At 70.4% G+C, this 22175-nt stretch carries 20 protein-coding genes; 11 read left to right on the top strand and 9 right to left on the bottom strand.

Annotated features, from left to right (window positions below):
• Nucleotides 1–77: 77 nt before the first annotated feature.
• Nucleotides 78–1547, top strand: coding sequence for a cytochrome P450 (locus KVT44_RS06835; RefSeq protein ID WP_217566395.1), 1470 nt, complete (start codon nt 78–80; stop codon nt 1545–1547).
• A gap of 16 nt (nt 1548–1563) precedes the next feature.
• Here KVT44_RS06835 and KVT44_RS06830 read toward each other — a convergent pair whose 3' ends face one another.
• Nucleotides 1564–2511, bottom strand: a complete 948-nt coding sequence (locus KVT44_RS06830; protein WP_217566394.1) for an RluA family pseudouridine synthase — start codon at nt 2509–2511, stop codon at nt 1564–1566.
• Between the two features lie 36 nt (nt 2512–2547).
• The gene (locus KVT44_RS06825) at nt 2548–4098 is read right to left on the bottom strand and encodes an amino acid permease (RefSeq protein ID WP_099923577.1); all 1551 of its coding nucleotides are present in this window, start codon (nt 4096–4098) and stop codon (nt 2548–2550) included.
• Nucleotides 4099–4349: 251 nt separating this feature from the next.
• Here KVT44_RS06825 and KVT44_RS06820 point away from each other — a divergent pair, with 251 nt between their 5' ends.
• The 3 genes from KVT44_RS06820 to KVT44_RS06810 all read left to right on the top strand — a co-directional run bounded on the left by KVT44_RS06820 (nt 4350) and on the right by KVT44_RS06810 (nt 6981).
• Complete coding sequence (locus KVT44_RS06820; RefSeq protein WP_217566393.1) at nt 4350–5000, top strand: PadR family transcriptional regulator; 651 nt, start codon at nt 4350–4352, stop codon at nt 4998–5000.
• A 191-nt stretch (nt 5001–5191) separates the two neighbouring features.
• Nucleotides 5192–6208, top strand: coding sequence for an ATP-binding cassette domain-containing protein (locus KVT44_RS06815; RefSeq protein WP_054231191.1), 1017 nt, complete (start codon nt 5192–5194; stop codon nt 6206–6208).
• Complete coding sequence (locus KVT44_RS06810; RefSeq protein WP_060899887.1) at nt 6205–6981, top strand: ABC transporter permease; 777 nt, start codon at nt 6205–6207, stop codon at nt 6979–6981. The genes KVT44_RS06815 and KVT44_RS06810 overlap by 4 nt, the downstream gene beginning before the upstream one ends.
• 48 nt (nt 6982–7029) lie before the next feature.
• Here KVT44_RS06810 and KVT44_RS06805 read toward each other — a convergent pair whose 3' ends face one another.
• Together KVT44_RS06805 and KVT44_RS06800 are read right to left on the bottom strand one after the other, a co-directional pair.
• Complete coding sequence (locus tag KVT44_RS06805; protein ID WP_217566392.1) at nt 7030–7878, bottom strand: siderophore-interacting protein; 849 nt, start codon at nt 7876–7878, stop codon at nt 7030–7032.
• 207 nt (nt 7879–8085) lie between these two features.
• The gene (locus KVT44_RS06800; protein WP_217566510.1) at nt 8086–9018 is read right to left on the bottom strand and encodes a 5'-3' exonuclease; all 933 of its coding nucleotides are present in this window, start codon (nt 9016–9018) and stop codon (nt 8086–8088) included.
• A 120-nt stretch (nt 9019–9138) separates the two neighbouring features.
• Between KVT44_RS06800 and KVT44_RS06795 the strand changes: the two genes are divergently transcribed.
• From KVT44_RS06795 to KVT44_RS06775, 5 genes are all read left to right on the top strand, one after another.
• Nucleotides 9139–10218, top strand: coding sequence for a glycine betaine/L-proline ABC transporter ATP-binding protein (locus KVT44_RS06795; RefSeq protein WP_217566391.1), 1080 nt, complete (start codon nt 9139–9141; stop codon nt 10216–10218).
• A complete protein-coding gene (locus tag KVT44_RS06790; protein ID WP_217566390.1) occupies nt 10211–12820 on the top strand; it encodes an ABC transporter permease/substrate binding protein in 2610 nt (869 codons plus the stop codon). The genes KVT44_RS06795 and KVT44_RS06790 overlap by 8 nt, the downstream gene beginning before the upstream one ends.
• 80 nt (nt 12821–12900) lie before the next feature.
• On the top strand, nt 12901–13164 hold the full coding sequence (locus KVT44_RS06785) for a hypothetical protein (RefSeq protein ID WP_217566389.1): 264 nt from the start codon (nt 12901–12903) through the stop codon (nt 13162–13164).
• A gap of 563 nt (nt 13165–13727) precedes the next feature.
• On the top strand, nt 13728–14309 hold the full coding sequence (locus tag KVT44_RS06780; RefSeq protein ID WP_075027664.1) for a helix-turn-helix domain-containing protein: 582 nt from the start codon (nt 13728–13730) through the stop codon (nt 14307–14309).
• Nucleotides 14310–14399: 90 nt separating this feature from the next.
• Nucleotides 14400–15158 carry a helical backbone metal receptor gene (locus KVT44_RS06775; RefSeq protein ID WP_217566388.1) on the top strand — a complete coding sequence of 253 codons (759 nt, stop codon included), beginning with the start codon at nt 14400–14402 and terminating at the stop codon, nt 15156–15158.
• A 119-nt stretch (nt 15159–15277) separates the two neighbouring features.
• On the opposite strand, the gene KVT44_RS06770 is transcribed toward KVT44_RS06775, so the two are convergent.
• The 4 genes from KVT44_RS06770 to KVT44_RS06755 form a co-directional block, all read right to left on the bottom strand.
• A complete protein-coding gene (locus KVT44_RS06770) occupies nt 15278–16270 on the bottom strand; it encodes an aldo/keto reductase (RefSeq protein ID WP_217566387.1) in 993 nt (330 codons plus the stop codon).
• A 111-nt stretch (nt 16271–16381) separates the two neighbouring features.
• Nucleotides 16382–17491: a PP2C family protein-serine/threonine phosphatase gene (locus KVT44_RS06765; protein WP_217566386.1), complete on the bottom strand. Its 1110-nt coding sequence runs from the start codon at nt 17489–17491 to the stop codon at nt 16382–16384.
• Nucleotides 17492–17685: 194 nt separating this feature from the next.
• Nucleotides 17686–18255, bottom strand: coding sequence for an NADPH-dependent FMN reductase (locus tag KVT44_RS06760; RefSeq protein WP_217566385.1), 570 nt, complete (start codon nt 18253–18255; stop codon nt 17686–17688).
• Between the two features lie 95 nt (nt 18256–18350).
• The gene (locus KVT44_RS06755) at nt 18351–19121 is read right to left on the bottom strand and encodes an SDR family NAD(P)-dependent oxidoreductase (protein ID WP_180293063.1); all 771 of its coding nucleotides are present in this window, start codon (nt 19119–19121) and stop codon (nt 18351–18353) included.
• Between the two features lie 237 nt (nt 19122–19358).
• On the opposite strand from KVT44_RS06755, the gene KVT44_RS06750 reads away from it, so the two are divergent.
• Nucleotides 19359–19799, top strand: a complete 441-nt coding sequence (locus KVT44_RS06750; protein ID WP_308313924.1) for a helix-turn-helix domain-containing protein — start codon at nt 19359–19361, stop codon at nt 19797–19799.
• Nucleotides 19800–19871: 72 nt separating this feature from the next.
• Here the strand turns inward: KVT44_RS06750 and KVT44_RS06745 are convergent, their stop codons facing one another.
• On the bottom strand, nt 19872–20996 hold the full coding sequence (locus tag KVT44_RS06745) for a TDT family transporter (protein ID WP_217566384.1): 1125 nt from the start codon (nt 20994–20996) through the stop codon (nt 19872–19874).
• A gap of 94 nt (nt 20997–21090) precedes the next feature.
• Between KVT44_RS06745 and KVT44_RS06740 the strand changes: the two genes are divergently transcribed.
• The gene (locus tag KVT44_RS06740) at nt 21091–22017 is read left to right on the top strand and encodes a LysR family transcriptional regulator (protein ID WP_217566508.1); all 927 of its coding nucleotides are present in this window, start codon (nt 21091–21093) and stop codon (nt 22015–22017) included.
• Nucleotides 22018–22175: the final 158 nt, after the last annotated feature.

Below are 22175 nucleotides of genomic sequence, written 5' to 3'. Positions count from 1 at the left end.
CCCAAGACACCGGACCACCCCCAAGAACCCGGACACCCCCAAGACACCGGATCCACTTCAGTTTCGGAGCCATCACCGTGACGTCTGAATCCCACTTCCCGGCCGGTACGGACGACCGTACGCTCGCCCCGCCGCCCGGCTGCCCCGCCCACGGCCTCGGCCCCGGCGGACTGCACCGGCTGTACGGCCCCGAGGCGGACGACCTGGGAGACCTGTACGAGAAACTCCGTCAGGAGCACGGTGCGGTCGCCCCCGTCCTGCTCCACAACGACGTGCCGATCTGGGTGGTGCTCGGCCACGCCGAGAACCTGCACCTGGTGAGCACCCCCACACACTTCTCCCGGGACAGCCGGCTGTGGACGGCTGTCCAGGACGGCACGGCCGGCCCCGACCACCCCCTCGCGCCGCACATCGCCTGGCAGCCCATCTGTTCCCACGCCGAGGGCGACGAACACCTGCGGCTGCGCGGCGCGGTCATCGGTGCCATGTCGACCATCAACCACCGCACCATCCGGCGGCACATCAACCGCGCGACCCAGCTGCTCGTCAACCGGTTCTGCGAGAAGGGCCGGGCCGACCTGGTCAGCCAGTTCGCCGAGCACCTGCCGATGGCCGTGCTGTGCGAGATCCTCGGCATGCCCGACGAGTACGACGACCGGCTGGTGCAGGCGACCCGCGACCTGCTCAGGGGCACCGAGACCGCGATCGCCAGCAACGAGTACGTCATGAACATCCTGATCCGGCACACCGCCCGGCGCCGGGTCGAGACCACCGGGGACTTCACCAGCGTCCTGATCAACCACCCGGCCCAGCTCACCGACGACGAGGTCTCCCAGCATCTGCGCCTGGTGCTGCTCGCCGCGTACGAGGCCACGGCCAACCTGCTCGCCAACGTGCTGCGCGTGGTGCTCACCGACCCGCGCTTCCGCGCCCAGCTGAACGGCGGGCAGATGACGGTGCCCCAGGCGGTCGAGCAGTCCCTGTGGGACGAGCCGCCGTTCAGCGCGGTCCTCGGCTATTTCGCCAAGCAGGACACGGAGTTGGGCGGCCGGGAGATCCGCCGGGGCGACGGTCTGATCCTGGGGATCGCGCCGGGCAACATCGACCCCAAGGTGCGTCCCGACCTCAAGGCCAACATGATGGGCAACCGCGCCCACCTCGCCTTCGGCGGTGGCCCCCACGAGTGCCCGGGCCAGGACATCGGCCGTGCCATCGCGGACGTCGGGGTCGAGGCACTGCTGATCCGGCTGCCCGACGTCGAACTCGAGGGCGACGAGGACGAGTTGCGCTGGCGTTCGTCGATGTCCTCGCGCCACCTGGTGGAGCTTCCGGTGTACTTCGCTCCGCAGGCGCCCCAGGACGTCGAGGAAGTGCCGTCCATCAGCCCCGTGCCGCGGCAGCGGCCGAGCCTGGAGGTCACGACGGACGAGCCGGCCGCGGCGCCCGCCCCGGCACCCGTGGCATCGCCCGTCCTGCCGGCGACACCGGAACCCGTGCGCCGACTCGGCGCCTGGCAGCGCTTCCTGCGCTGGTGGCGGGGCTACTGAGCCGGGCCGTCGACGATCACGCCTCCTGGGCCCAGTCGTCGTACGAGGACCAGGCCCGCAGTGCCCGCCCACTGACGAACCGGTGCGCGCGTCCCGTGACCGGATCGGTGAACTCCAGGACCCGCGCGAGCAGTTGGAGCGGACGCCGGAAGTCACCGGCCGGCACGGGGCCGGTCACCACCGGGTAGAGCGGATCGCCGAGGATCGGCACGCCCAACGCGTTCATGTGCACCCGCAGTTGATGGGTCTGCCCGGTGCGCGGCAACAGGCGGTAGCGCCCCAGTCCGTCGCGGTGGCCGGTGAGTTCGACCTCCGTGACGGCGTTGGCCTCGCCCGCCACCTCGCGCGCGGCCAGCACCCCGCGTTCCTTCACGATCCGGCTGGTGACCGTCCGGGGCAGCGCGAGCCCCGTGTCGTACGGGGCCACCGCCTCGTACTCCTTGCGGACCAGCCGGTCGCGGAACAGCGTCTGGTAGGCGCCGCGCTCCTCGGGCCGCACGGTGAACAGCACGAGCCCGGCGGTGAGGCGGTCCAGGCGGTGCGCGGCGCCGATCGCCGGCAGGCCGAGCTCCCGCCGCAGCCGGGCGAGCGCGGTCTCGGCGACATGGCCCCCGCGCGGGGTGGTGGCGAGGAAGTGTGGCTTGTCGGCGACGACGATGTGCTCGTCGCGGTACACCACGTCGAGGGCGAACGGCACCGGTTCCTCGTCGGGCAGCTCCCGGTGGAACCACACGAACATCCCCGGCTCGTACGCCGCGTCGGGCGCCACCGGACGCCCGTCGGCGCCGACGATCAGTCCGTCCCCGAACATCCCGTCGATCACCCCGGCCCCCGCCGCGAGCCGCTCCACCAGATGCTCCCGCACGGTGGCCCACCCCCCGTCCCGCGGCAGCCTGATCCGCACGGGGTCGACTCCCTCGCGCTGCGGCAGGGGGGAGGGCGGGATCCGGGGTCTGCGTCTCACCTGGTCAAGCGTACGAGGCTCGGGCGGGGGAGGGGTTCAGGCGTACGTGGCCGGGACCACCTCGGGAGTCTCGGCCACCGGTGTCCGCGCCCGGTAGGCCCGGTAGGCGGCGCCCGCGACCAGCGTCAGGCCCAGGAACAGCACCGTGAACCACTGGAAGTACCAGTGCCCGCCGGCCGGGTCGTACACCGCCGCGCGCGGCCAGGCGAGGTTGACGGTCATGAAGAGGCCGTAGACGAGGGCGATCGCGTTGACGGGGACGCCCCAGCGGCCCAGTGAGAAGAGCGGGGCGCCCCTCTCGTCGGTGCCGTCGGCGGTGAACTGCCCGCGCAGCCGGCGGACCAGCAGCGGACCGGTCACCATCGCGTACGCCAGGTACAGCATCACGATGCAGGTGGTGCCGATCGCCAGGAAGGCGTCCGGGGAGGCGAAGTTGAGCAGCAGCAGGGCGGCGGCGAGGACGCCGACGACCAGGGCGGGGGCGCTCGGCATGCCGGTGCGCGGGTTGACCGCGCAGAGGCGGCGGGAGAAGGGGAGCTGGCGGTCGCGGGCCATCGAGAAGAGCATGCGGCAGGCGGCGGTCTGGATCGCCAGGGTCGCCACCGCGATGGCCACCACGACGTCGGCGAGCAGCGCGCGGCCGACCCCGTCGCCGAGGCTGCTGGTCAGGACGTAGCTCAGACCGTCGACGCCGAGACGGCCGTCGGTGAGGCTGGGCGCGGCGAGCAGTCCGCCGAGCACGATCAGTCCGCCGAGCAGACCCGCGGCGCCGAGCGCGGTGAGGATCGTGCGGGGCGCGGTGCGGCGCGGGTTGTGGGTCTCCTCGCTCATCTCACCGGCGCTGTCGAAGCCGATCATGACGTACGCGGCCATGAACGAGCCCACCATCAGCGCCCCGAACAGGCCGGTGCTGCCCTGGCCGGTGTGGAAGGTGATGCCGGGGGAGCGCTCGGAGTGGGTGAGCAGGAGCACGATGATCAGGACGGCGCCGATGATCTCGGCGGTGACACCGATCCGGTTGATCATCGACATCACACGGTTGTCGATGACGTTCACCAGGGTGGTCAGCACGAGGAGGATCACGCCGAGGACCGCCGCGTTGGCCGCGCCGTCGGGGCTGGTGGGTGCCGGATCGCTGCCGACCAGCTGGAAGCCGGACCAGATCGCGGGCAGCACCATCTGCAGCGCGAGCGCCGCCGCCGCGACCACCACGATCTGCCCGATCACCATGATCCAGCCGGCGAACCAGCCGAAGGAGAGGTTCGACAGGCGCGAGGACCACTGGTAGATCGCGCCCGAGATCGGATAGCGCGCGGCCAGCTCCGCGAAGCAGGCGGCGACCGCCAACTGGCCCACCAGCACGGCCGGCCAGGTCCAGAAGAAGACGGGGCCGCCGAACGCGTACCCGAAGGCGAAGAACTGGAAGACGGTCGTCAGGACGGAGATGAAGGAGAACCCTGCGGCGAACGAGGCGTACCGGCCGAGGCTGCGGTGCAGCTCCTGGCGGTAGCCGAACTCGGCCAGGGAGCGGTCGCCGGAGGACTCCGGAGGGTCGGGGCGTACGTCGGAGGGGGCGGTGGTGGTCACGGCGGCACCTGCCTTCGGCGCGGAAGGGTGAGCGGGGTGGGTGTGCTGGACGGCGTGAGCCGGATTCCTGTCGGGTGACAGAAATTAGGGAGTGCCTGTTTCGCTCGCGTGACACGGCCGTGTCGGGGTCGGGCCTAAGTCCTCACGCCCTTGCGTCCCGTGAAGAATCGCGATACATCGTGTGTATTGACGCTCGCCCCGCATACGCGATATGTTCGGCCACGGATATTCGGAGACGAGGTGAGGTCATCATGGCGACGAAACGCCGGAAGCTGAGCAATCCGCTGGCGCTCGCGGTCATGGTGCTGCTCACCGAGAAGCCGATGCATCCGTACGAGATCGCCCAGACCCTGCGCCGACGGGGCAAGGACACCAGCCTGAAGATCAACTACGGCTCGCTCTACACCGTCGTGCAGAACCTGGAGAAGCACGGCTTCGTCGAGGTCGCGGAGGTGCAGCGACAGGGCAACCGCCCCGAGCGCACGCTGTACGGGATCACGGACGCCGGACGTGCGGAGGCCACGGAGTGGCTGTCGGACCTGCTCGCCGTCCCGGCGGAGGAGTATCCGATCTTCGAGGCCGCGCTCTCACTGATGGGCGTGCTCCATCCCGACGAGGTGGCACGCCTGTTGGGAGAGCGGCTCAACATGCTGGAGGTGCGGGCCGCGAGTCTGCGCGGCGGCCTGGAGAAGCTCTACGAGACGCTGCCCCGGCTCTTCCTGATCGAGTCCGAGTTCAAGTTGCACATGATCGAGGCGGAGGCCGAATGGGTCCGCGGCTTCCTGGCGGAGGTCACGGCGGGCACGTTTCCGGGCGTCAAGGAGTGGCGGTCCTTCAGTGAGACGGGGGAGGTCCCCGAGGAGTTCCTGAAGCTGGAAGCCGGTGAGGTCGAAAGGCCGTAGCCGAACAGAGAAAAGACCCCGGCGGCGCTGTTCCAGCAGCCCCGCCGGGGTCTCGAACCCCGAACCGAACCCGCCGTGAGGCAGCTCCGGGCCATCGAGGTGCGGCACACCCAGGATAGCCCGGCGCTCTTCACGCGGATCGGCTCGGCATACCCACCCGAGATCACCGCTCACACAGGAGAGCAGTCGTCATGAGCAGTACCCGTGCGCCCGCGGTCGAGGCGCGTCAGCTGATCAAGACCTATCCGGGTGACGTCACCGCGCTCAGCGGCATGGACGTCACCGTCGAGACCGGCACCGTCTTCGGCCTGCTCGGCCCGAACGGTGCCGGCAAGTCCACCACCGTCAAGATCCTCACCACCCTGGCCCGACCCGACTCGGGCACCGCCACCGTGGCCGGGCACGACGTGCTGCGCCATCCGGACCGGGTGCGCCGCGCGATCGGCGTGGTCGCCCAGAACTCCGGGGCCGACCCGGTGGCCACCGGCCGGGAGAACCTCCAACTCCAGGGCAGGCTCTACGGCTTGAAGGGCGCAGGGCTGAACCGCCGGGTGGACGAACTGCTCGACCGCTTCAAGCTCGCCGACGCGGCGCGGCGCCCGGTCAAGGGCTACTCGGGCGGCATGCGGCGTCGGCTCGACGTGGCGCTCGGTCTCGTCCACCGCCCCGAGGTGCTCTTCCTCGACGAGCCCACCACCGGACTCGACCCCGAGGCGCGCACCGCGATGTGGGACGAGATCGCCCGCCTCGCCGGCGACGAGGGGCTGACCATCCTCCTCACCACGCACTACCTGGAGGAGGCCGACCGGCTCGCCGAGCGCATCGCGATCGTCGACCGCGGGCGTGTCGTGGTCGAGGGCACCCCGGACGCCCTGAAGGGCGAACTCCGCGGTGACGCCGTCCACGTGGAACTGCGCGAAGCCCTGGGAGACGCCGGTCGTACGCTGCTGAACGGCGCCCTCACCGGGCTGCCGGGCGTGCACGAGGCGCTGTTCGACGGCCGCCGTGTCAGTGTCCGCGCCGATGACGGGGCCGCCGCGATGCCCGCCCTGCTCGGGGTGCTGGAGCGGGCCGGGGTCGGGGTCGCCGCCGCGACCGTCGCCCGCCCCTCGCTCGACGACGTCTACCTCCGCTACGCGGGCCGCCGTTACGCGGAGGCGGAAGCGGAAGGCGCCGAGAACCTCGTCCTCGCCGGAGGTGTCCGATGAGTACCGCCGTCTCCCAGACCTGGTACATGACCCAGCGTCAGCTGATGGTGTTCGCACGTCAGCCCGCCTACGCGATCATCACCCTGATCCAGCCGGTGATCTGGCTGTTCCTGTTCGGCAACCTCTTCAAGAAGGTCGTCGAACTCGGAGGCTTCGGCACCACCTCGTACCTGGACTACCTCGTCCCGGGCGTGGTCGTGATGAGCGCGCTCAGCTCCAACATGTGGGCGGGCATGGGCACGCTCGACGAGATCCAGCGCGGCACGCTCAACCGCTTCCTGACCACGCCCGTCAGCCGGGCCGCCCTGATGAACGGCAACGTCGTCAACAACGGCCTGATCACCGCGCTTCAGTCGGTCATCATCGTGCTGCTCGGCCTGCTGGGCGGCGCGGATTACCCGGGAGGCATCGGCGGTATCGCGATCCTGATCGTCGCCTCGGTCCTGCTCGGCACGATCTTCGGAGCGCTGTCCAACGCGCTGGGCATGCTGGTCCGGGAGCGGGAGTCGATCATCGGCATCAACACGTTCCTGCTGCTGCCGCTGACCTTCCTCTCCTCGGCCTTCATGGCCCCGTCCCAGATGCCCGGCTGGATGCGGCACATCGCCGACTTCAATCCGCTCAACTGGGCCATGGTGGCGGGGCGTTCGGCGATGTCCGAGCACCCCGACTGGGGTGTCGTGCTCGGCCGCTCGGGCGCGCTGCTCGCACTGGCCGTGGCGGCGGTGTGGCTGTCGATCCGTACGTTCAGGTCCTACCAGCGTTCCGTGTGACCCCGAGGGGCCGGGGTCGGCGTCCTGAGTGACGCGAGTGGGCGGGAGTCAGGAGGCGGCCGACGCGGTCGCCTCCTGCTCCGCCTCCACCTGCGCGTTCCAGTCCCGCTTGGAGGCCTGCCAGCCGTCCTCGTTGTGCCCAAGACGCCAGTAGCCGGAGATCGACAGGTCCTCGCGCGGGATCTCACGCTCGACCCGCAGCAGCCGGCGCAGCTCCTTCACGAAGCCCGCCTCGCCGTGCACGAACGCGTGCACCCGGCCCGCCGGGAAGTCGAGGGCGCGGACGGCTTCCACCAGGGCCTCGCCGAGCGGCCGGTCCCCGCGGTGCAGCCAGACGACCTCCACGTCGGAGTCGACCTTCTGCTCCTCCTCACGCCCGGAGATCTCCACGAAGGCGCGGGCCACGGCGCCCTCCGGCAGTGCCTCCAGGGCGGCGCTGATCGCGGGCAGCGCGCTCTCGTCACCGGCGAGCAGATGCCAGTCGGCGCTCGCGTCGGGCGCGTAGGCGCCACCCGGACCCATGAAGCGCACGACCTCGCCCGGTTGGACGTGCGCCGCCCACGGCCCGGCCAGGCCCTCGTCGCCGTGCACCACGAAGTCGAGCGTCAGCTCGCGCAGTTCGGGGTCCCAGGCACGCACGGTGTACGTCCGGGTCACCGGCCACTGCTCGCGCGGGAGTTCCTCGCGGATCCGATCCATGTCGAAGGGCTCGGGGTAGGTGACACCCTCCGGGGCGAACAGCAACTTCACATAGTGGTCGGTGCTGGTGCCCGCGGTGAACTCGGCGAGGCCCTCGCCGCCCAGTACGACACGCTGCATGTGGGGGGTCAACCGCTCGGTCCGCACGACGTGCGCGGTGTGGGGCTTCCTGGACCTGCGTGCCGGACGCTCTGCCATGACGGCCTCCTCGTTCACTCGCTTAGGCTTACCTAAGTTAGCATCTCTCCCCTAGTTAACACCCCCCGCGTGAAAAGCCCATGAGCCCCCCACGCCAGGGCTCGAGTCGCGCGGCGGCCGGGGTCGAGTCCTGCTCTACGAGTAAGGCTACCCTAAATTGAGAATGTCACTCTTCTGAATGTGAACGTCACTTTCACCCGCTCCCGTTCACTCGCCGAGCGTGGTGAGCAACCGCTGCAGCGACCCGCCCAGACCCCAACGCGCGGCCAGTCCCTCCAGCGCGGCCGGGTCGCGCGGCGCGTGCGGCAACGCCGTGTCGACGTCCGGCAGGGGAACGTCACCGGCGACCCGTACGACCTTGGGCGCGACTGCGACGTACGGCCGCGACTCGTCGAGCCGCTTGCGCTGAGAAGGTGTCAGCTTCGCCTTCGGGTCGTCGACCGCCGCCATGATTCCAGCCAGGTCGCCGAACTGGTCGAGCAGTTTGGCCGCCGTCTTCTCGCCGATCCCCGGCACCCCCGGCAGACCGTCGCTCGGGTCGCCGCGCAGCAGCGCCAGATCCGCGTATCCGGAGCCGTCGACCCCGTACTTCTCGCGCAGCCAGGTCTCGTCGGTGAGCTGGAGCGTGCCCACACCCTTGAGGGGATACAGGACGCGCACCCCCCGCTTGTCGTCGACCAGTTGGTAGAGGTCGCGGTCGCCGGTGACGATGTCGACCGGGCCGTCGGCGCGCCCGGTGAAGGTGCCGATCACATCGTCCGCCTCGTACCCCTCGACCCCCACGCGGGCGATGCCCAGCGCGTCGAGGACCTCCTCGATGACCGGCACCTGCGGGGAGAGCGTGTCCGGCACCTCCTCCTCGTCCGGCCGGCCGGCCTCGGTCTCCACGGCGACGCGATGCGCCTTGTACGAGGGGATCAGGTCGACCCGCCACTGCGGGCGCCAGTCCGCGTCCATGCAGGCCACCAGATCGTCGGGGCGGTGGTCCCTGACCAACCGGTCGATGAAGTCGAGCAGCCCGCGCACGGCGTTCACGGGCGTGCCGTCGGGGGCCTTCACCGAGTCGGGGACCCCGAAGTAGGCCCGGAAGTACAGGGAAGCGGTGTCGAGCAGCATCAGGCGTCTGGTCACGCCTCGCATCATGCCGTACGCCACTGACAGTGACCTGGACCACTCCTGTGTTTGCTCCGTGTAAGCGTGGGCAGGCGCGGCACCGGGACAACCCCGTTGGTTTTTCAACTGTCCGATCGAGAGGCACCCGTGTCATCCAGGCTTGAGGCCGAGCATTTGTACAAGGTGTTCGGGAGACGACCCGACGCCGCGGTGGAGCGGCTCCGTCAGGGAGCCGACCGTGAGGAACTGCGCGCCGACGGCACGACCGCCGCGGTGATCGACGCGTCCTTCACGGTGGAACCCGGCCAGATCTTCGTCGTCATGGGCCTGTCCGGATCCGGCAAGTCCACCCTCCTGCGCATGCTCAACGGACTCCTGGAGCCCACCGCGGGCCAGGTGCGCTTCGACGGCCAGGACCTGACCGCGCTCAGCGCCCGCGCGCTGCGCGAGGTCCGCTCGAAGAAGATCAGCATGGTCTTCCAGCACTTCGCGCTCTTCCCGCACCGCAGTGTCCTGGAGAACGCGGCCTACGGCCTGGAGGTCCAGGGCGTGCCGAGCGCCGAGCGCAAGGAACGCGCCACCAGGGCCCTGGAGCTGGCCGGGCTCGCCGGCTGGGAGAAGTCCTGGCCCGACGAGCTGTCCGGCGGTATGCAGCAGCGCGTCGGCCTCGCCCGCGCGCTCGCCACCGACGCCGATCTGCTGCTGATGGACGAGTCGTTCAGCGCGCTGGACCCGCTGATCCGCCGTGACATGCAGGACCAGCTGATCGAACTCCAGAAGAAGCTCAAGAAGACCATCGTCTTCATCACCCACGACCTCAACGAGGCGATGCGCCTCGGCGACCGGATCGCCGTCATGCGCGACGGCCGCATCGTCCAGACCGGCACCGCCGAGGACATCCTCGTGCGTCCCGCGAACGACTACGTCGCCTCCTTCACCCAGGACGTCGACCGCTCCCGGGTCCTGACCGCCGGGGCCGTCATGGACACCGACGTACGCGGCGACGAGGCGGACTGCGACTGCGAGACCGCCACGCCCGACACCCCCTTCGTGGACCTCTGCGCGATCAGCGCCCGCCTCACGCACCCGGTGGCGGTGCTCGACGAGCGGCGCGCACTCGTGGGCGTCGTCCACCGGCGGCGCCTCGTCGCCTTCCTCGGCGACGAGCAGGGGACCCCCGCACGCTGTGCCAGCCCTCGGGACGAGGCGGTGACGGCCGGTGCCTAGGATCCCCTTCGGCGACTGGGTCAACAGCGCCGTCGACTGGCTGCTGAACCACATGGCGTGGCTCTTCGACTTCTTCAAGACCGTCTTCCAGGGCACGTACGACGGCATCGACGCCGTCCTCCAGGCCCCCGAACCGCTCCTCCTCGCGGGCATCTTCGCGGTGATCGCGTTCTGGCTGCGCGGCACCTCCGCCGGTGTCCTCACCTTCGTGGGATTCGCGTTCATCGACTCCCTCGAACTGTGGGAGGACGCGATGGTGACCCTCTCGCTGGTCCTCGTCGCCACGCTCATCGCGCTCGTCGTCTCGGTACCCGTGGGCATCTGGGCGGCGCGCTCCGACCGGGTCAGCGGCATCGTCCGCCCGGTGCTGGACTTCATGCAGACGCTGCCCGCGATGATCTACCTCATCCCGGCGATCCTGTTCTTCGGCACCGGCGCCCCGGCCGGCATCGTGGCCACCCTGATCTTCGCGCTGGCCCCCGGCGTCCGCATGACCGAGCTGGGCATCCGCCAGGTCGACAAGGAACTCGTCGAGGCCGCCGACGCGTTCGGCACCACGCCCCGCGCCACCCTGCTGCGCATCCAGCTGCCGCTCGCGCTGCCCACGGTGATGGCGGGCGTCAACCAGGTCATCATGCTGGGCCTGTCCATGGCCGCCATCGCGGGCATGGTCGGCACCGGCGGCCTCGGTGGCGACGTCAACGAGGCCATCGGGCAGCTGAACGTCGGCCTCGGCTCCGAGGCGGGCGTCGCCATCGTCATCCTGGCGATCTACCTGGACCGCATGACCAGCGCCCTGGGCACCCAGGTCTCCCCGCTCGGCCGCCGCGCCGCCGCCAAACTGCGCGCCGCGCAGGGCCTGAAGATCTGGTCCTACCGCCCCAGCGCGGCCGTCGCCGTCATCGGTGTGGTCGTGCTCGCGCTGGTCGCGGGCGGCATGGGCATGTTCGGCGGGACCGACTCGACGTCCACCGCGGCCGACGGCCAGAACGTCGGCCAGGGCAAGAAGATCACCATCGGCTACATCCCGTGGGACGAGGGCGTCGCCTCCACCTTCCTGTGGAAGGAGATCCTCGAGCAGCGGGGCTTCCAGGTCGACACCAAGCAGTTCGACGCGGGCCCGCTGTACACCTCCCTCTCCCAGGGTGACATCGACTTCGAGACGGACTCCTGGCTGCCGACCACCCACGAGCAGTACTGGAAGAAGTACGGCAGCAAGCTCGACGACCTGGGCTCCTGGTTCGGCCCCACCTCGCTGGAGCTGAGCGTCCCCTCGTACATGAAGGGCGTCGACTCCCTGGCGGACCTCAAGGGCAAGGCCGGCACCTTCGGTGGCAAGATCACCGGCATCGAGTCCAGCGCCGGAATGATGAGCCTGCTCAAGAGCAAGGTCCTCAAGGACTACGGCCTCGACAAGGAGTACAAGGTCGTCGACAGCTCCACGCCCGCGATGCTGGCCGAGCTGAAGCGCGCGTACGCCAAGAAGGAGCCGATCGTCGTCACCCTCTGGTCGCCGCACTGGGCCTACAGCGACTACGACCTGAAGAAGCTCAAGGACCCGAAGGGCGCCTGGGGCAAGGGTGATGGCGTGCACACCCTCTCCCGCAAGGGCTTCGCGCAGGACAACCCGGTCGTCGGGCAGTGGCTGAAGAACTTCAGGATGACGGAGAAGCAGCTCACCGGTCTCGAGGCCGAGATCAACAAGGTGGGCAAGGGCAAGCAGCAGGACGCGGTGCGCGCCTGGCTGAAGCGGAACCCCGGAGTCGTCGACAAGCTGGCCCCGGTCAAGAGCTCCGTGGCCGCTGCCGAGACGAAGCGCCCGCTGGACGTGGCCTGGTTCCCCTGGGACGAGGACGTCGCCGTCAGCTACCTCTGGAAGAACGTCCTGGCGCGGCGTGGCTACACGCTGAACCTCAAGCAGATGGACGTCGGCCCCGTCTACACCGGCCTGGCCTCCGGCGACCTGGACCTCAACTTCGACGCCTGGCTGCCGTACGCCCAGTCGAACTACTGGGACCAGCACAAGAACGACCTGAGAGACCTGGGCACCTGGTACCGGCCGACCTCGCTGGAGATCGCCGTGCCCTCGTACGTGAAGGACGTCAAGTCCCTCGCGGACCTCAAGGGCAAGGCGGGCACGTTCGGCGGCCGGATCATCGGCATCGAGCCGGGCACCGGCGAGATGAACCTCCTGAAGACGAAGGTGCTTCCGGGCTACGGCCTGGACAAGGAGTACAAGGTCGTCGACGGCTCCACGCCCGCGATGCTGGCCGAGCTGAAGCGCGCCTACGCCAAGAAGCAGCCGGTCGCCGTCGTCCTGTGGTCGCCGCACTGGGCGTACAGCGAGTACCAGCTCACCAAGCTCGCCGACGACAAGAAGCTGTTCGGCGAGGGGAACACGATCCGGACCATCTCCAGCAAGAAGTTCCCCGAGCAGTACCCGCAGCTCACCAAGTGGATCAAGAACTTCAGGATGAGCGAGTCCGAGCTCGGCACCCTGGAGAGCGAGATCAAGCAGCGCGGCCAGGGCCATGAGGAGGCGGCCGTCGCCGCATGGCTGAAGGAACACCCGGACGTGGTGGAGCGGATGACGCCGCAGTAGCCGCAAGGACGTTCGGCGAGGGGTGGCCGTCGGTCACGCGGGTGCCGGGACCCGCATGACCGACGGCCACCCCGACCTTCGTGCGCCCCCTGTTCCGGCCCGCACTCGCGACCGACGACATCAGTGGCTACGTACTGGCGTACGAGAAGGATCCGGACAACCACATCGCCGTACGCGGCTACGCCGATCTGGACGCCCTCCTGTTCCGAGAACGCCTCCCACGCCTTCGATGCGCCGCGCACCCTGTCACGCTGCGCCGAGGCACTCCGGACATCACCTCCGTGCACGACGGCACGGTACGAGTCCACCGGTCACCACCGGGCACGCTGCGCCACCGACCGTGAACTCCGCGCCACCCTCAATGACTTCACGACCTGGTACGCAGGCCCCGACCGACGGCCGGACCGCGCCCCTGGAGTCCTGGGGCGTGTGCGGCGACATCGGCAACCGCTCGCTCCTCCAACTCGGCGCACTCAGAACGACTTTGACGGAAAGTCAGCAATGACACCGGGCTTCGGGAGGTGATGGACGTACGCCTATGATCCGACGACCGGGCGGGCTGATCGGCTGACCATCCGCACCCACGGCGGCAGTCGTGCGCTCGCCGATCCCTCCGTGCCCGCGCTCATCGATCCGCAGGGGCATCCGGCCCTGCTGGTCAGCCTTTTCGTCCCGCGGGAGGGTGTGGCGCCGGGGGAGCCGGGGCGACTCGTCTATTGGCGCGAATTGTGGCCCTCACCCTCCTCCGATGTGTCAGCGATGTGACGGGTGCATGAAACGGTTTGCCGAACATGCGTAGGGTGCAAACAACTCATCAGAAGTTGTGCGCCGAAGCAGCAGCCTGAGCGGCGGCCGAAGCGGCAGACCGAAGCAGTGGACCGACGACGCGTGGGAGGGAGCCGGAGCGATGGGCGACCACAAAGAACAGCCCCTTCGGGTGGGTGCGGCCGTCCGGCGGCGGCGCCGGGCACTGGAGCTCACGCTCGCCGTCGTGGCTGAGCGCAGCGGCCTGTCGGTGCCCTTCCTCAGCCAGGTCGAGAACGAACGGGCCCGGCCCAGCCAGAGCTCCCTGGAGCGGGTCGCCGACGCCCTCGGCACCACCGCCGTCGAACTGCTCGCGGCGGCCGACCCGGCGTGCAGTGTCGATGTGGTGCGCGCCGACTCGGGCGCCGAGTTCACTCCCGAAGCCCATATGCGCCCCCTGGTGCGCGGTCACCATCAGTTGCACGCCACGGAGTTCACCGGTGACCACGAGGAGGGCCGCGAACTCCAGCACCGCAACGACAAGTTGATGTACGTCGCCGACGGGGCCGTCGAGGTCGAGGCGGAGGGCCGCGCCCACCGCCTGGGGCGCGGCGACACGCTGTACCTCACCGGTGGGGTGCGCCACCGGTGGCGGGCGACCGTGCCGGACACCCGGGTGGTCGTGGTCGAGGTCGCCGACCACATCGAGGCGGTGGAGGACCGCCAGACCTTCGGCAAGCGCTGAGCCGTTCCCGCGCGGGCCACACCGATCGCGAGCGGCCACGATCGCGGGCCGCTGCGATACTGGATGCCATGCCGCCCGAGACCTTCCAGCATGCCTAGCGGGCCCGCCGGAGTGCGTGTCGTGTCCCTCGTGCCCTCGCTCACCGAGGCCGTGGCCGTCACCGTCCCCGGTGCCCTGGTCGGCGCGACCGACTGGTGCAGCCGTCCGCCGGACCTCGACGTCGTGCGCGTCGGCGGCACCAAGAACCCCGCGGTCGACCGGATCGTACGACTCGCCCCGGACCTGGTGATCGCCAACGAGGAGGAGAACCGCGAGCCCGATCTGACGGCGTTGCGGGAGGCGGGGATCGAGGTACTGGTCACGGAGGTCCGCGAGGTGCCGGAAGCCTTCCGCGAGCTGGCGCGGGTGCTGGGCGCGTGCGGCGCGCGGAGCCGCCCCCGCTGGCTGGACGAGGCGGAGGCCGCATGGGCGCGGCCACCCGCTCCCGACCGCCGTACGACCGCGATCGTGCCGATCTGGCGGCGCCCCTGGATGGTCCTCGGCCGGGACACCTTCGCCGGGGACGTCCTGGCGCGCCTGGGCGTCGACAACGCGTACGCCCACCATGCCGACCGCTACCCCCGCGTCCCGCTCCCCGAACTCCGGGCGGCGGCCCCCGATCTCGTGATCCTGCCCGACGAGCCGTACCGCTTCACCGCCGACGACGGACCCGAGGCGTTCGAGGGCGTGCCCTGCGTGCTCGTCGACGGCCGCCTGCTGACCTGGTACGGGCCGTCGCTGGCACAGGCGCCGAGCCTGCTCAGCGCGGCGCTGCGCGCAGGGCCTGCGGAAGCTCAATGTCGACCATGAGTGGAGGCCGGATGCCAGAACCTCAATGCTTGCTCCCAGCGCTGTCTGGGGATGACTCGTCCTTCCCAACGAAGGGGTCTCGGCTCACGCGAGCCGGGACCCCTCCGAACAGGTGTGGACTACTGGTTGATGCGGCTCATGTCGGCGTACCGGTCGCCGACCGGCGCCGCCACCTCGGACAGCTGCTCCAGCTGCCCGGCCGAGAGCACCAGCTCGTCCGCCGCCACGTTCTGCTCCAGGTTGGCGACCCGGCGCGTGCCGGGAATGGGCGCGATGTCGTCGCCCTGCGCGAGCAGCCACGCGAGCGCAACCTGAGCGGGCGTCGCGCCGAGCTGCTTGGCGACGTCGTCCACCTGCTCCACGATCCGGATGTTCGCCTCCAGGTTGTCCCCCTCGAAGCGTGGGTTGGACCGGCGCCAGTCGTCGGCGTCGAGCTGGTCGAGCGAGCGGATCGTGCCGGTGAGGAAGCCGCGGCCGAGCGGCGAGTAGGGCACGAAGCCGATGCCGAGCTCGCGCACGGTGGGGAGCACTTCGGCCTCGGGGTCGCGCGTCCACAGCGAGTACTCGGTCTGGAGGGCGCCCACCGGGTGCACGGCGTGCGCACGCCGGATGGTGGCGGGCGCCGCCTCCGACAGCCCGTAGTGGCGGATCTTGCCTTCCTCGATCAGTTCGGAAAGCGTCCCGACCGTGTCCTCGATCGGCGTCCCCGGGTCTATCCGGTGCTGGTAGTAGAGGTCGATGTAGTCGGTGTTCAGGCGTCGTAGCGAGCCCTCGACCGACCGCCGCACATTCTCGGGGGTGCCGTTCAGCCCGAGGACCGGCAGCCCGTTCTCCTCGGGCACGAGGTGGTTGATCTGACCGAACTTGGTGGCGATGACCACCTCGTCGCGGTGGCCCGCGAACGCCTTGGCCAGCAGTTCCTCGTTCGTGTAAGGACCGTAGATCTCGGCGGTGTCGAAATAGGTGACGCCCAGCTCCATGGCGCGGTGGATCGTGGCGATCGACCCGGAGTCGTCGGTGCCGGCGCCGGTGTAGCCCCCGGACATGCCCATGCAGCCGAGGCCCAGACGCGAGACCTCGAGCCCCTCGCCTCCCAGGGTGATCTTCTTCATGTGGATAGCCTTTCCTGATAGAGACTGATCTTGTGGTCGATGGTGGCGAGCCCTGCGTCTGCCGCCACGTGACATGTCCCCCGTCGAGCGGGCGAACGTGGCCGGCCAGGTTCACAGGCGCACGATGACCAGGGCGGTGTCGTCGGTGGCGTCACCGGGTGGGATGAGGTCGGTGAGTACGGCGTCGGCGAGGGTTTCCGGGTCGTCTGCCTGGTGGCGGGCCAGGGAGTCGGCGAGCCGGGCGAGGCCCGTGTCGATGTCTTCGCCGCGACGTTCGATCAGACCGTCGGTGTAGAGCACGAGGACGGCGCCCTCGCGGAAGGCCGCGACAGCCTGGATCCGGGGGCCGTGTTGAGGACGGGCGGCCAGTGGCGGGTCGGTGGCCTGGTCCAGGAACTCGACGGTCCCGTCCCTCTGCAGGAGCGCTGGTGGGGGGTGGCCGGCGCTGCTGTAGGTGATGGTGTGGTTCTCCCAGTCGATGAATGCCGTGGCCACGGTGGTGTTCTCGGCGCCGTCGACGGTGCGGGCGTACAGCCCGAGGACTTCCAGGGCGCGGGCGGGGCCTTCGGGGACGAGAGAGGCGGCGGTGAGGGCGCTGCGCAGTTGTCCCATGACGCCGGCCGCGTACAGGCCGTGGCCGACGACGTCGCCGACGGCGACGGCGATGCGATCGCCGGGCAGGTCGACCAGGTCGTACCAGTCGCCGGCCACATTCAGCGCTTCGGCGGCGGGCCGGTAGCGAACGGCCGCCGGGTGCCGGCCGACCGGGCGAGGAGCGGGCAACATGGCTTCTTGCAAGGTCAGCGCGACTTCACGGGCGCGGATGAGTTCGGTGACGTCCTCCACCCGGTGCAGCAGCAGCGTCACCCGCCCATCAGGTCCGAATACGGGAATGTTGGTCATGTTGAAATACCGCTCGTGCCATACCCCGGGCTGGTCGGGGTCCTCCATGTCGTAGCGCTGCAGCGCTACGATGCTGCGCTCACCGGTGTTCGCCGCCCGGCGCAGTGACGCCAGAATTCTGAGCAGGAGAGGCTCGGCGGGGTCCTTTTCGGGGCGGTCATCGGGCAGGAAGCGACCGATCACCTGCTCGCGGGGGAGGCCCCGGAGGCGCAGGAACTCCGCGTTGGCGTCCGCGAAGATCAGCTGCGGAGTCACCAGCGCCGCCGCCCCGGGAAGAGCCTGGAACACCGCCGCGTAGTCGACCGCCGGTTCTGCCATGATTTTCCCGCTTACCATGCCGCTGTCTGCCTTTTCACGATACGAGCACGGAGTCGCAGCTCGCACCATGAGGTTGCGGCGTTCCCACGCCGCCGGTACGCCTTGTGCACGGATCACGCCGGGTGGAAGGCCGTCCCTTGCCCGCCACCCGGCACCGGAACGCCTCCGCTCGGAGCGTGCCGGGGATACGGGGCTCAGGACTCGGGGACCTCGATGGCGGCGGCGAGGGCGCTGAGCACCTGCCTGAGCTGCGCGACGGCTTCGGTGTCATCGGCCGGGTGTGTCTCGGCGAACCGGGTCACCGATCCGGGTATCGCGAGTTTGGCGTCCTCCAGGATCGTGGCGCCGGCGATACCGGCGGACTTGCGGGCGTCGTCCTGGGCCCACACGCCGCCGTACTGACCGAAGGCGGTGCCGACGACGGCGGTCGGCGTACCCACCAGGGCGCTGGAGCCGAACGGGCGGGACAGCCAGTCGATGGCGTTCTTCAGCACGGCGGGCATGGTGCCGTTGTACTCGGGGGTGACGAGCAGGAACGCGTCGGCGCGCGCGGCGGTCTCGCGCAGGCGGGTGGCGGCGGGGGGGGGGCGCCGCTCGTCGGTGTCAATGTCCTCGTTGTAGAAGGGCACCTCGGCCAGGCCCTCGTAGAGGGTGACCTCGACGCCCTCGGGGGCGTGTTTGACGGCGGCCTCGGCGAGCTGACGGTTGTGCGAGCCGGAGCGCAGGCTGCCGACGAGGGCGAGGACGTGGACGTGGCCGGACATGGGTTCTCCAGATATGGACGTGCTGATATGGACGTGCTGACGGAACAAATGCGTACGGAGAGAGGCGTGGATCTTGGTCCGCGGTAGCGGCGGCGCTACTCGCGCATGGTCAGGCCGCCGTCCACCGACAGGATCTGGCCGGTGATCCAGCTGGACTCCGCGGACAGGAGGAAGACGATCATGGAGGCGAGGTCCTCGGGCTCACCGAGCCTCGGCAGCGCGGTCTTCTCCGACAGAGCCTCGCGGACCTCGGGGGGCGTGCCGGCGCGGACGTTCTCCGTGAGGACGACCCCGGGGGCGACGGCGTTGGCCCGGATGTTCTTTCGGCCCCACGCATGGGCGGTGTGGCGGGTGAGCGCGTGCAGGGCGATCTTGGACGAGGCGTACGCGGTGAGCCACGCTTCCCGCTGCCACGCCGCCAGGGAGGAGACGTTGACGATCGAGCCGCCGCCCGCGGCGACCAGGGCCGGCAGGCTTTCGCGGATCACGAGCCCGGTGCCGGTGACGTTGATCCGCATCATCTCGGCCCACACCTCGGGGTCCATGGTGTCGACGCCCTGGTCGCGGGCCATGAGGTCCGCGCCGACGGCGGCGGCGACATTGGCGACACCGTCGAGTCGGCCGAACCGGTCAGTGGTCTGGGCGACCAGGGAGGCGATGGAGTCCTCGTCCCGGAGGTCGAACCGGACCGTAAGCAGCCGATCGGCCGCTTCCGACGCCTGCTCGCGGATCCGCGCGAGCTTCTCGGCGCTGGTGCCGGCCGCGGTCACTCGGGCACCTTCGGCCAGCAGTCGCCGCACGGTGACCGCGCCGATGCCCGATCCGCCGCCGGTGACGACGAAGACCTTGTCCTTGAGCCCTTCCATGGCTGGGCACATCCCTTCGGCTTGTGAGGGTGCGGCGCCGGTGCGGCAGGCGGGAACAGTGCCGGAGCGATGAGGCGGGAATACGCTGGAAGTGCCCGGCGGTTGCCGCCCTGTGCGCAGAGCGACCGCTTCGACCAGTGCGTTGACGCCTGGTGCGTAGGCCCACTGTGCAGGAGTGCGACAAGGGTTACAAAAGGCATGTTTATGTTCCTGAGGAACATCGGAAGGGCGTCATCCGTGAGCAACGACGAGGGTCAGGCGGTCTCCACCGGCGAGGCGCGGGCGAACGTACTGCGCCTCTCGGGTCCGTGTGAGCGCTGGGACGAACGGGACGCGGACTTCATTCGCGAGATCCTCGACCTGGTGGGCGACAAGTGGAGCATGCTGGTCATCGGCGCCCTGGCCGTGGGCGACGCCCGCTACTCGGACCTCGACACCACGATCCCCGCCATCTCCCGGCGCATGCTCACCCTCACCCTCAAGCGCCTTCAGCGCAGCGGGCTGGTCGACCGCACCGCCTACGCGGAGGTGCCGCCCCGCGTCGAATACTCACTCACCGGCCTCGGCGCCTCCCTGCTCTCCGCCATCGAGCCCCTGGCTGCCTGGTCCGCCGAACGGCGCACCGAGATCCGACGCCACCAGGACGCGTACGACATGAGCGCCACACGGAGTGCGTGACAGGCGTGCGGACACTGGCTGAGGTTCCACCGACGCCTGGCCTGGAACTGCGCGTCCGTAGCGGAGTTACCTCTACCTAGGTGTTGCGAGCAGCTCGCCGCTGACCAGGCCGCGCGCGGTCCGAGCGGCGGCCACGCACCAGGCGGCCACGAGAAGCGCGTACAGGGCGACCGCGAGCCAGTCGAACGCGACCAGCCCGGTGTGCCGGGCCAGGCTCTCGGCGCCGGTGACACAGGTCCCCACCGGGAAGGTGAACGCCCACCAGGTCATCGCGAACCCCATGCCCTGTCGGCGGGCCCGCGCCACCAGCGCGCCGGCGAGGCCCAGCCACAGCAGTGCGAAGCCCAGCACGGGGACGCCGTAGAGGACGGCGAGCATCCCGAAACCCTGCTCGTAGGGGGCCGGCACGACGCCCGGTGCGAAGTCCGCGAACTTGCCGACCGCGGTCGTGGACTGGCCGAGCGGACCGAGCACGAGGAACAGCGTCGGAGTGAGCGCGAGCGGCAGCGGCCCCGCGGTGATGAGCCGGGCGAAGATCACCGGCAGCATCACGAAGGTGGCCAGCAGGCTCAGCCCGAACAGCGCGAAGCACCCGAGAAGCAGGGTCGCCCGGGGCTGGCCCGGGGGCAGATGGGGCACGAGGAGCGGTCCGAGGGCGGCCGACACCATGGGCGCGACGAGGGGGAGCAGCCAGACGGGCGTGGCCTGGTCGGCGCGGATGCGGTGGCGTACGACCATCAGGTACGGGATGGCCAGGGCGGCGGCGAGTCCGACGGCGGTGCCGGCGGTGAACAGCACGGCGTCCACGGCGACCGCCGCCCGCGTCCCGATCCAGTCCCCGCCGACGACGAGGGTGCCGCCGCCCACGGCCAGCAGGGCCATCGCCAGGCAGCCGTAGAAGGGGGCCATGGCCGGGTCGAGGAGGTGGGCGCGGGCCTGGTCGCGGTGGTGCGTCCAGTGCAGGGCGCGGGCGCCGAGCAGGGTCACGAGCATGAGGGCCGAGAGGGCCCAGACAGCCGTGCAGACGGTTCGCAGGCCCGGGACGTCGCCGGGGAGTCCGGCGCCCGCCGTCGCCACGATCGCGGTGCCCATGACGGAGGCGTACCAGTTCGGGCCGAGATACCGGACGGCGGTGACGCGCGGGTGTCCGACTTCGGTGGCGGGGGTCGACAGGAGGGGCTGGGCTGCGGTGACCATGCGTCCACGGTCGCGCGCCCGTCGGGTCCCCACCAGGGAGTACGGGTCTATGGGGGCATAAGCTGGCTTTATGGGCGTGAGTACTGAGGGATCGATGGAGGGTGGCCGGTCGGGGGAACCGGTCGCGGTCGGGATCGCGCATCGGGTGCCCGACCTCGGGGCGCTGGAACTGCTGCTCGCGGTGGCGCGGCTCGGGAGTCTCGGGCGGGCGGCGCGGGAGCTGGGGATCACCCAGCCCGCGGCCAGCAGCCGGATCCGTTCCATGGAACGGCAACTGGGTGTCGCCCTCGTCGACCGCTCGCCCCGGGGCTCGCGGCTCACCGACGCCGGGGTGCTGGTCACGGACTGGGCGCGGCGGGTCGTGGAGGCGGCGGAGGCGTTCGACGCGGGGGCGCAGGCGTTGCGGGACCGGCGGGACTCGCGGCTTCGGGTGGCGGCGAGCATGACCATCGCCGAGTATCTGCTGCCGGGGTGGCTGCTCGCACTGCGCGCGCAGCGGCCGGACACGGCGGTGTCGCTTCTCGCCGGGAACTCGACGGCCGTGGCGGAACGTCTCCTCGCGGGCGAGGCGGACCTCGGCTTCGTGGAGGGACTGTCGGTGCCGCCCGCCCTCGACTCGACGGTCATCGCGCACGACCGGCTGATCGTGGTGACGGCGCCGGGGCATCCGTGGGCCCGGCGTCGCGCGCCGCTCGCGGGGGCGGAGCTGGCCGCGACGCCGTTGATCCTCCGGGAGGAGGGGTCGGGTACGCGGCAGGTTCTCGACGCGGCGTTGGGTGGGTTGGCGCGGCCGTTGATCGAGCTTTCCTCGACTACGGCGGTGAAGGCGGCGGCGGTGAGTGGGGCGGGGCCCGCCGTCCTGAGCGAGCTGGCCCTCGGCGAGGAGCTGTCGACGCATCGGCTGGTGAGCATCCCGCTGTCCGACGTCCAGCTCCGCCGGGCCCTCAGGGCGGTCTGGCCCACGGGCCACCGCCCCACGGGGCCGGCACGGGAACTGCTCTCACTGACGCGAGGCTTGTAGGCCACCGCCACCGGGGGGCTCCGCGGTGAGTGTGTCGGCCGCGGGCCGGTGGGGCTGGTCGCGCAGTTCCCCGCGCCCCTGGGGCCGGGGCTGCGCCCCGGATCTCCGTCCGGTTGTAGTCGTTCGGGTGCGGGTGGGTGGGGGCTGGTCGCGCAGTT

The sequence above is a fragment of the Streptomyces sp. GbtcB7 genome (assembly GCF_019091445.1).
Lineage (GTDB): Bacteria > Actinomycetota > Actinomycetes > Streptomycetales > Streptomycetaceae > Streptomyces > Streptomyces mirabilis.
The sequence above is the reverse complement of the archived record's forward strand: the minus strand, read 5'-3'. Positions and strand labels throughout refer to the sequence as shown.

Excerpts from the sequence above, each read along its gene's own strand:
- KVT44_RS06820 (WP_217566393.1), top strand. The coding sequence starts at position 4,350 with ATGGCGACGAAACGCCGGAAGCTGAGCAATCCGCTGGCGCTCGCGGTC.
- KVT44_RS06815 (WP_054231191.1), top strand. The coding sequence starts at position 5,192 with ATGAGCAGTACCCGTGCGCCCGCGGTCGAGGCGCGTCAGCTGATCAAG.
- KVT44_RS06810 (WP_060899887.1), top strand. The coding sequence starts at position 6,205 with ATGAGTACCGCCGTCTCCCAGACCTGGTACATGACCCAGCGTCAGCTG.
- KVT44_RS06805 (WP_217566392.1), bottom strand. The coding sequence starts at position 7,878 with ATGGCAGAGCGTCCGGCACGCAGGTCCAGGAAGCCCCACACCGCGCAC.
- KVT44_RS06800 (WP_217566510.1), bottom strand. The coding sequence starts at position 9,018 with ATGCGAGGCGTGACCAGACGCCTGATGCTGCTCGACACCGCTTCCCTG.
- KVT44_RS06780 (WP_075027664.1), top strand. The coding sequence starts at position 13,728 with ATGGGCGACCACAAAGAACAGCCCCTTCGGGTGGGTGCGGCCGTCCGG.
- KVT44_RS06775 (WP_217566388.1), top strand. The coding sequence starts at position 14,400 with ATGCCTAGCGGGCCCGCCGGAGTGCGTGTCGTGTCCCTCGTGCCCTCG.
- KVT44_RS06770 (WP_217566387.1), bottom strand. The coding sequence starts at position 16,270 with ATGAAGAAGATCACCCTGGGAGGCGAGGGGCTCGAGGTCTCGCGTCTG.
- KVT44_RS06765 (WP_217566386.1), bottom strand. The coding sequence starts at position 17,491 with ATGGCAGAACCGGCGGTCGACTACGCGGCGGTGTTCCAGGCTCTTCCC.
- KVT44_RS06760 (WP_217566385.1), bottom strand. The coding sequence starts at position 18,255 with ATGTCCGGCCACGTCCACGTCCTCGCCCTCGTCGGCAGCCTGCGCTCC.
- KVT44_RS06755 (WP_180293063.1), bottom strand. The coding sequence starts at position 19,121 with ATGGAAGGGCTCAAGGACAAGGTCTTCGTCGTCACCGGCGGCGGATCG.
- KVT44_RS06745 (WP_217566384.1), bottom strand. The coding sequence starts at position 20,996 with ATGGTCACCGCAGCCCAGCCCCTCCTGTCGACCCCCGCCACCGAAGTC.
- KVT44_RS06740 (WP_217566508.1), top strand. The coding sequence starts at position 21,091 with ATGGAGGGTGGCCGGTCGGGGGAACCGGTCGCGGTCGGGATCGCGCAT.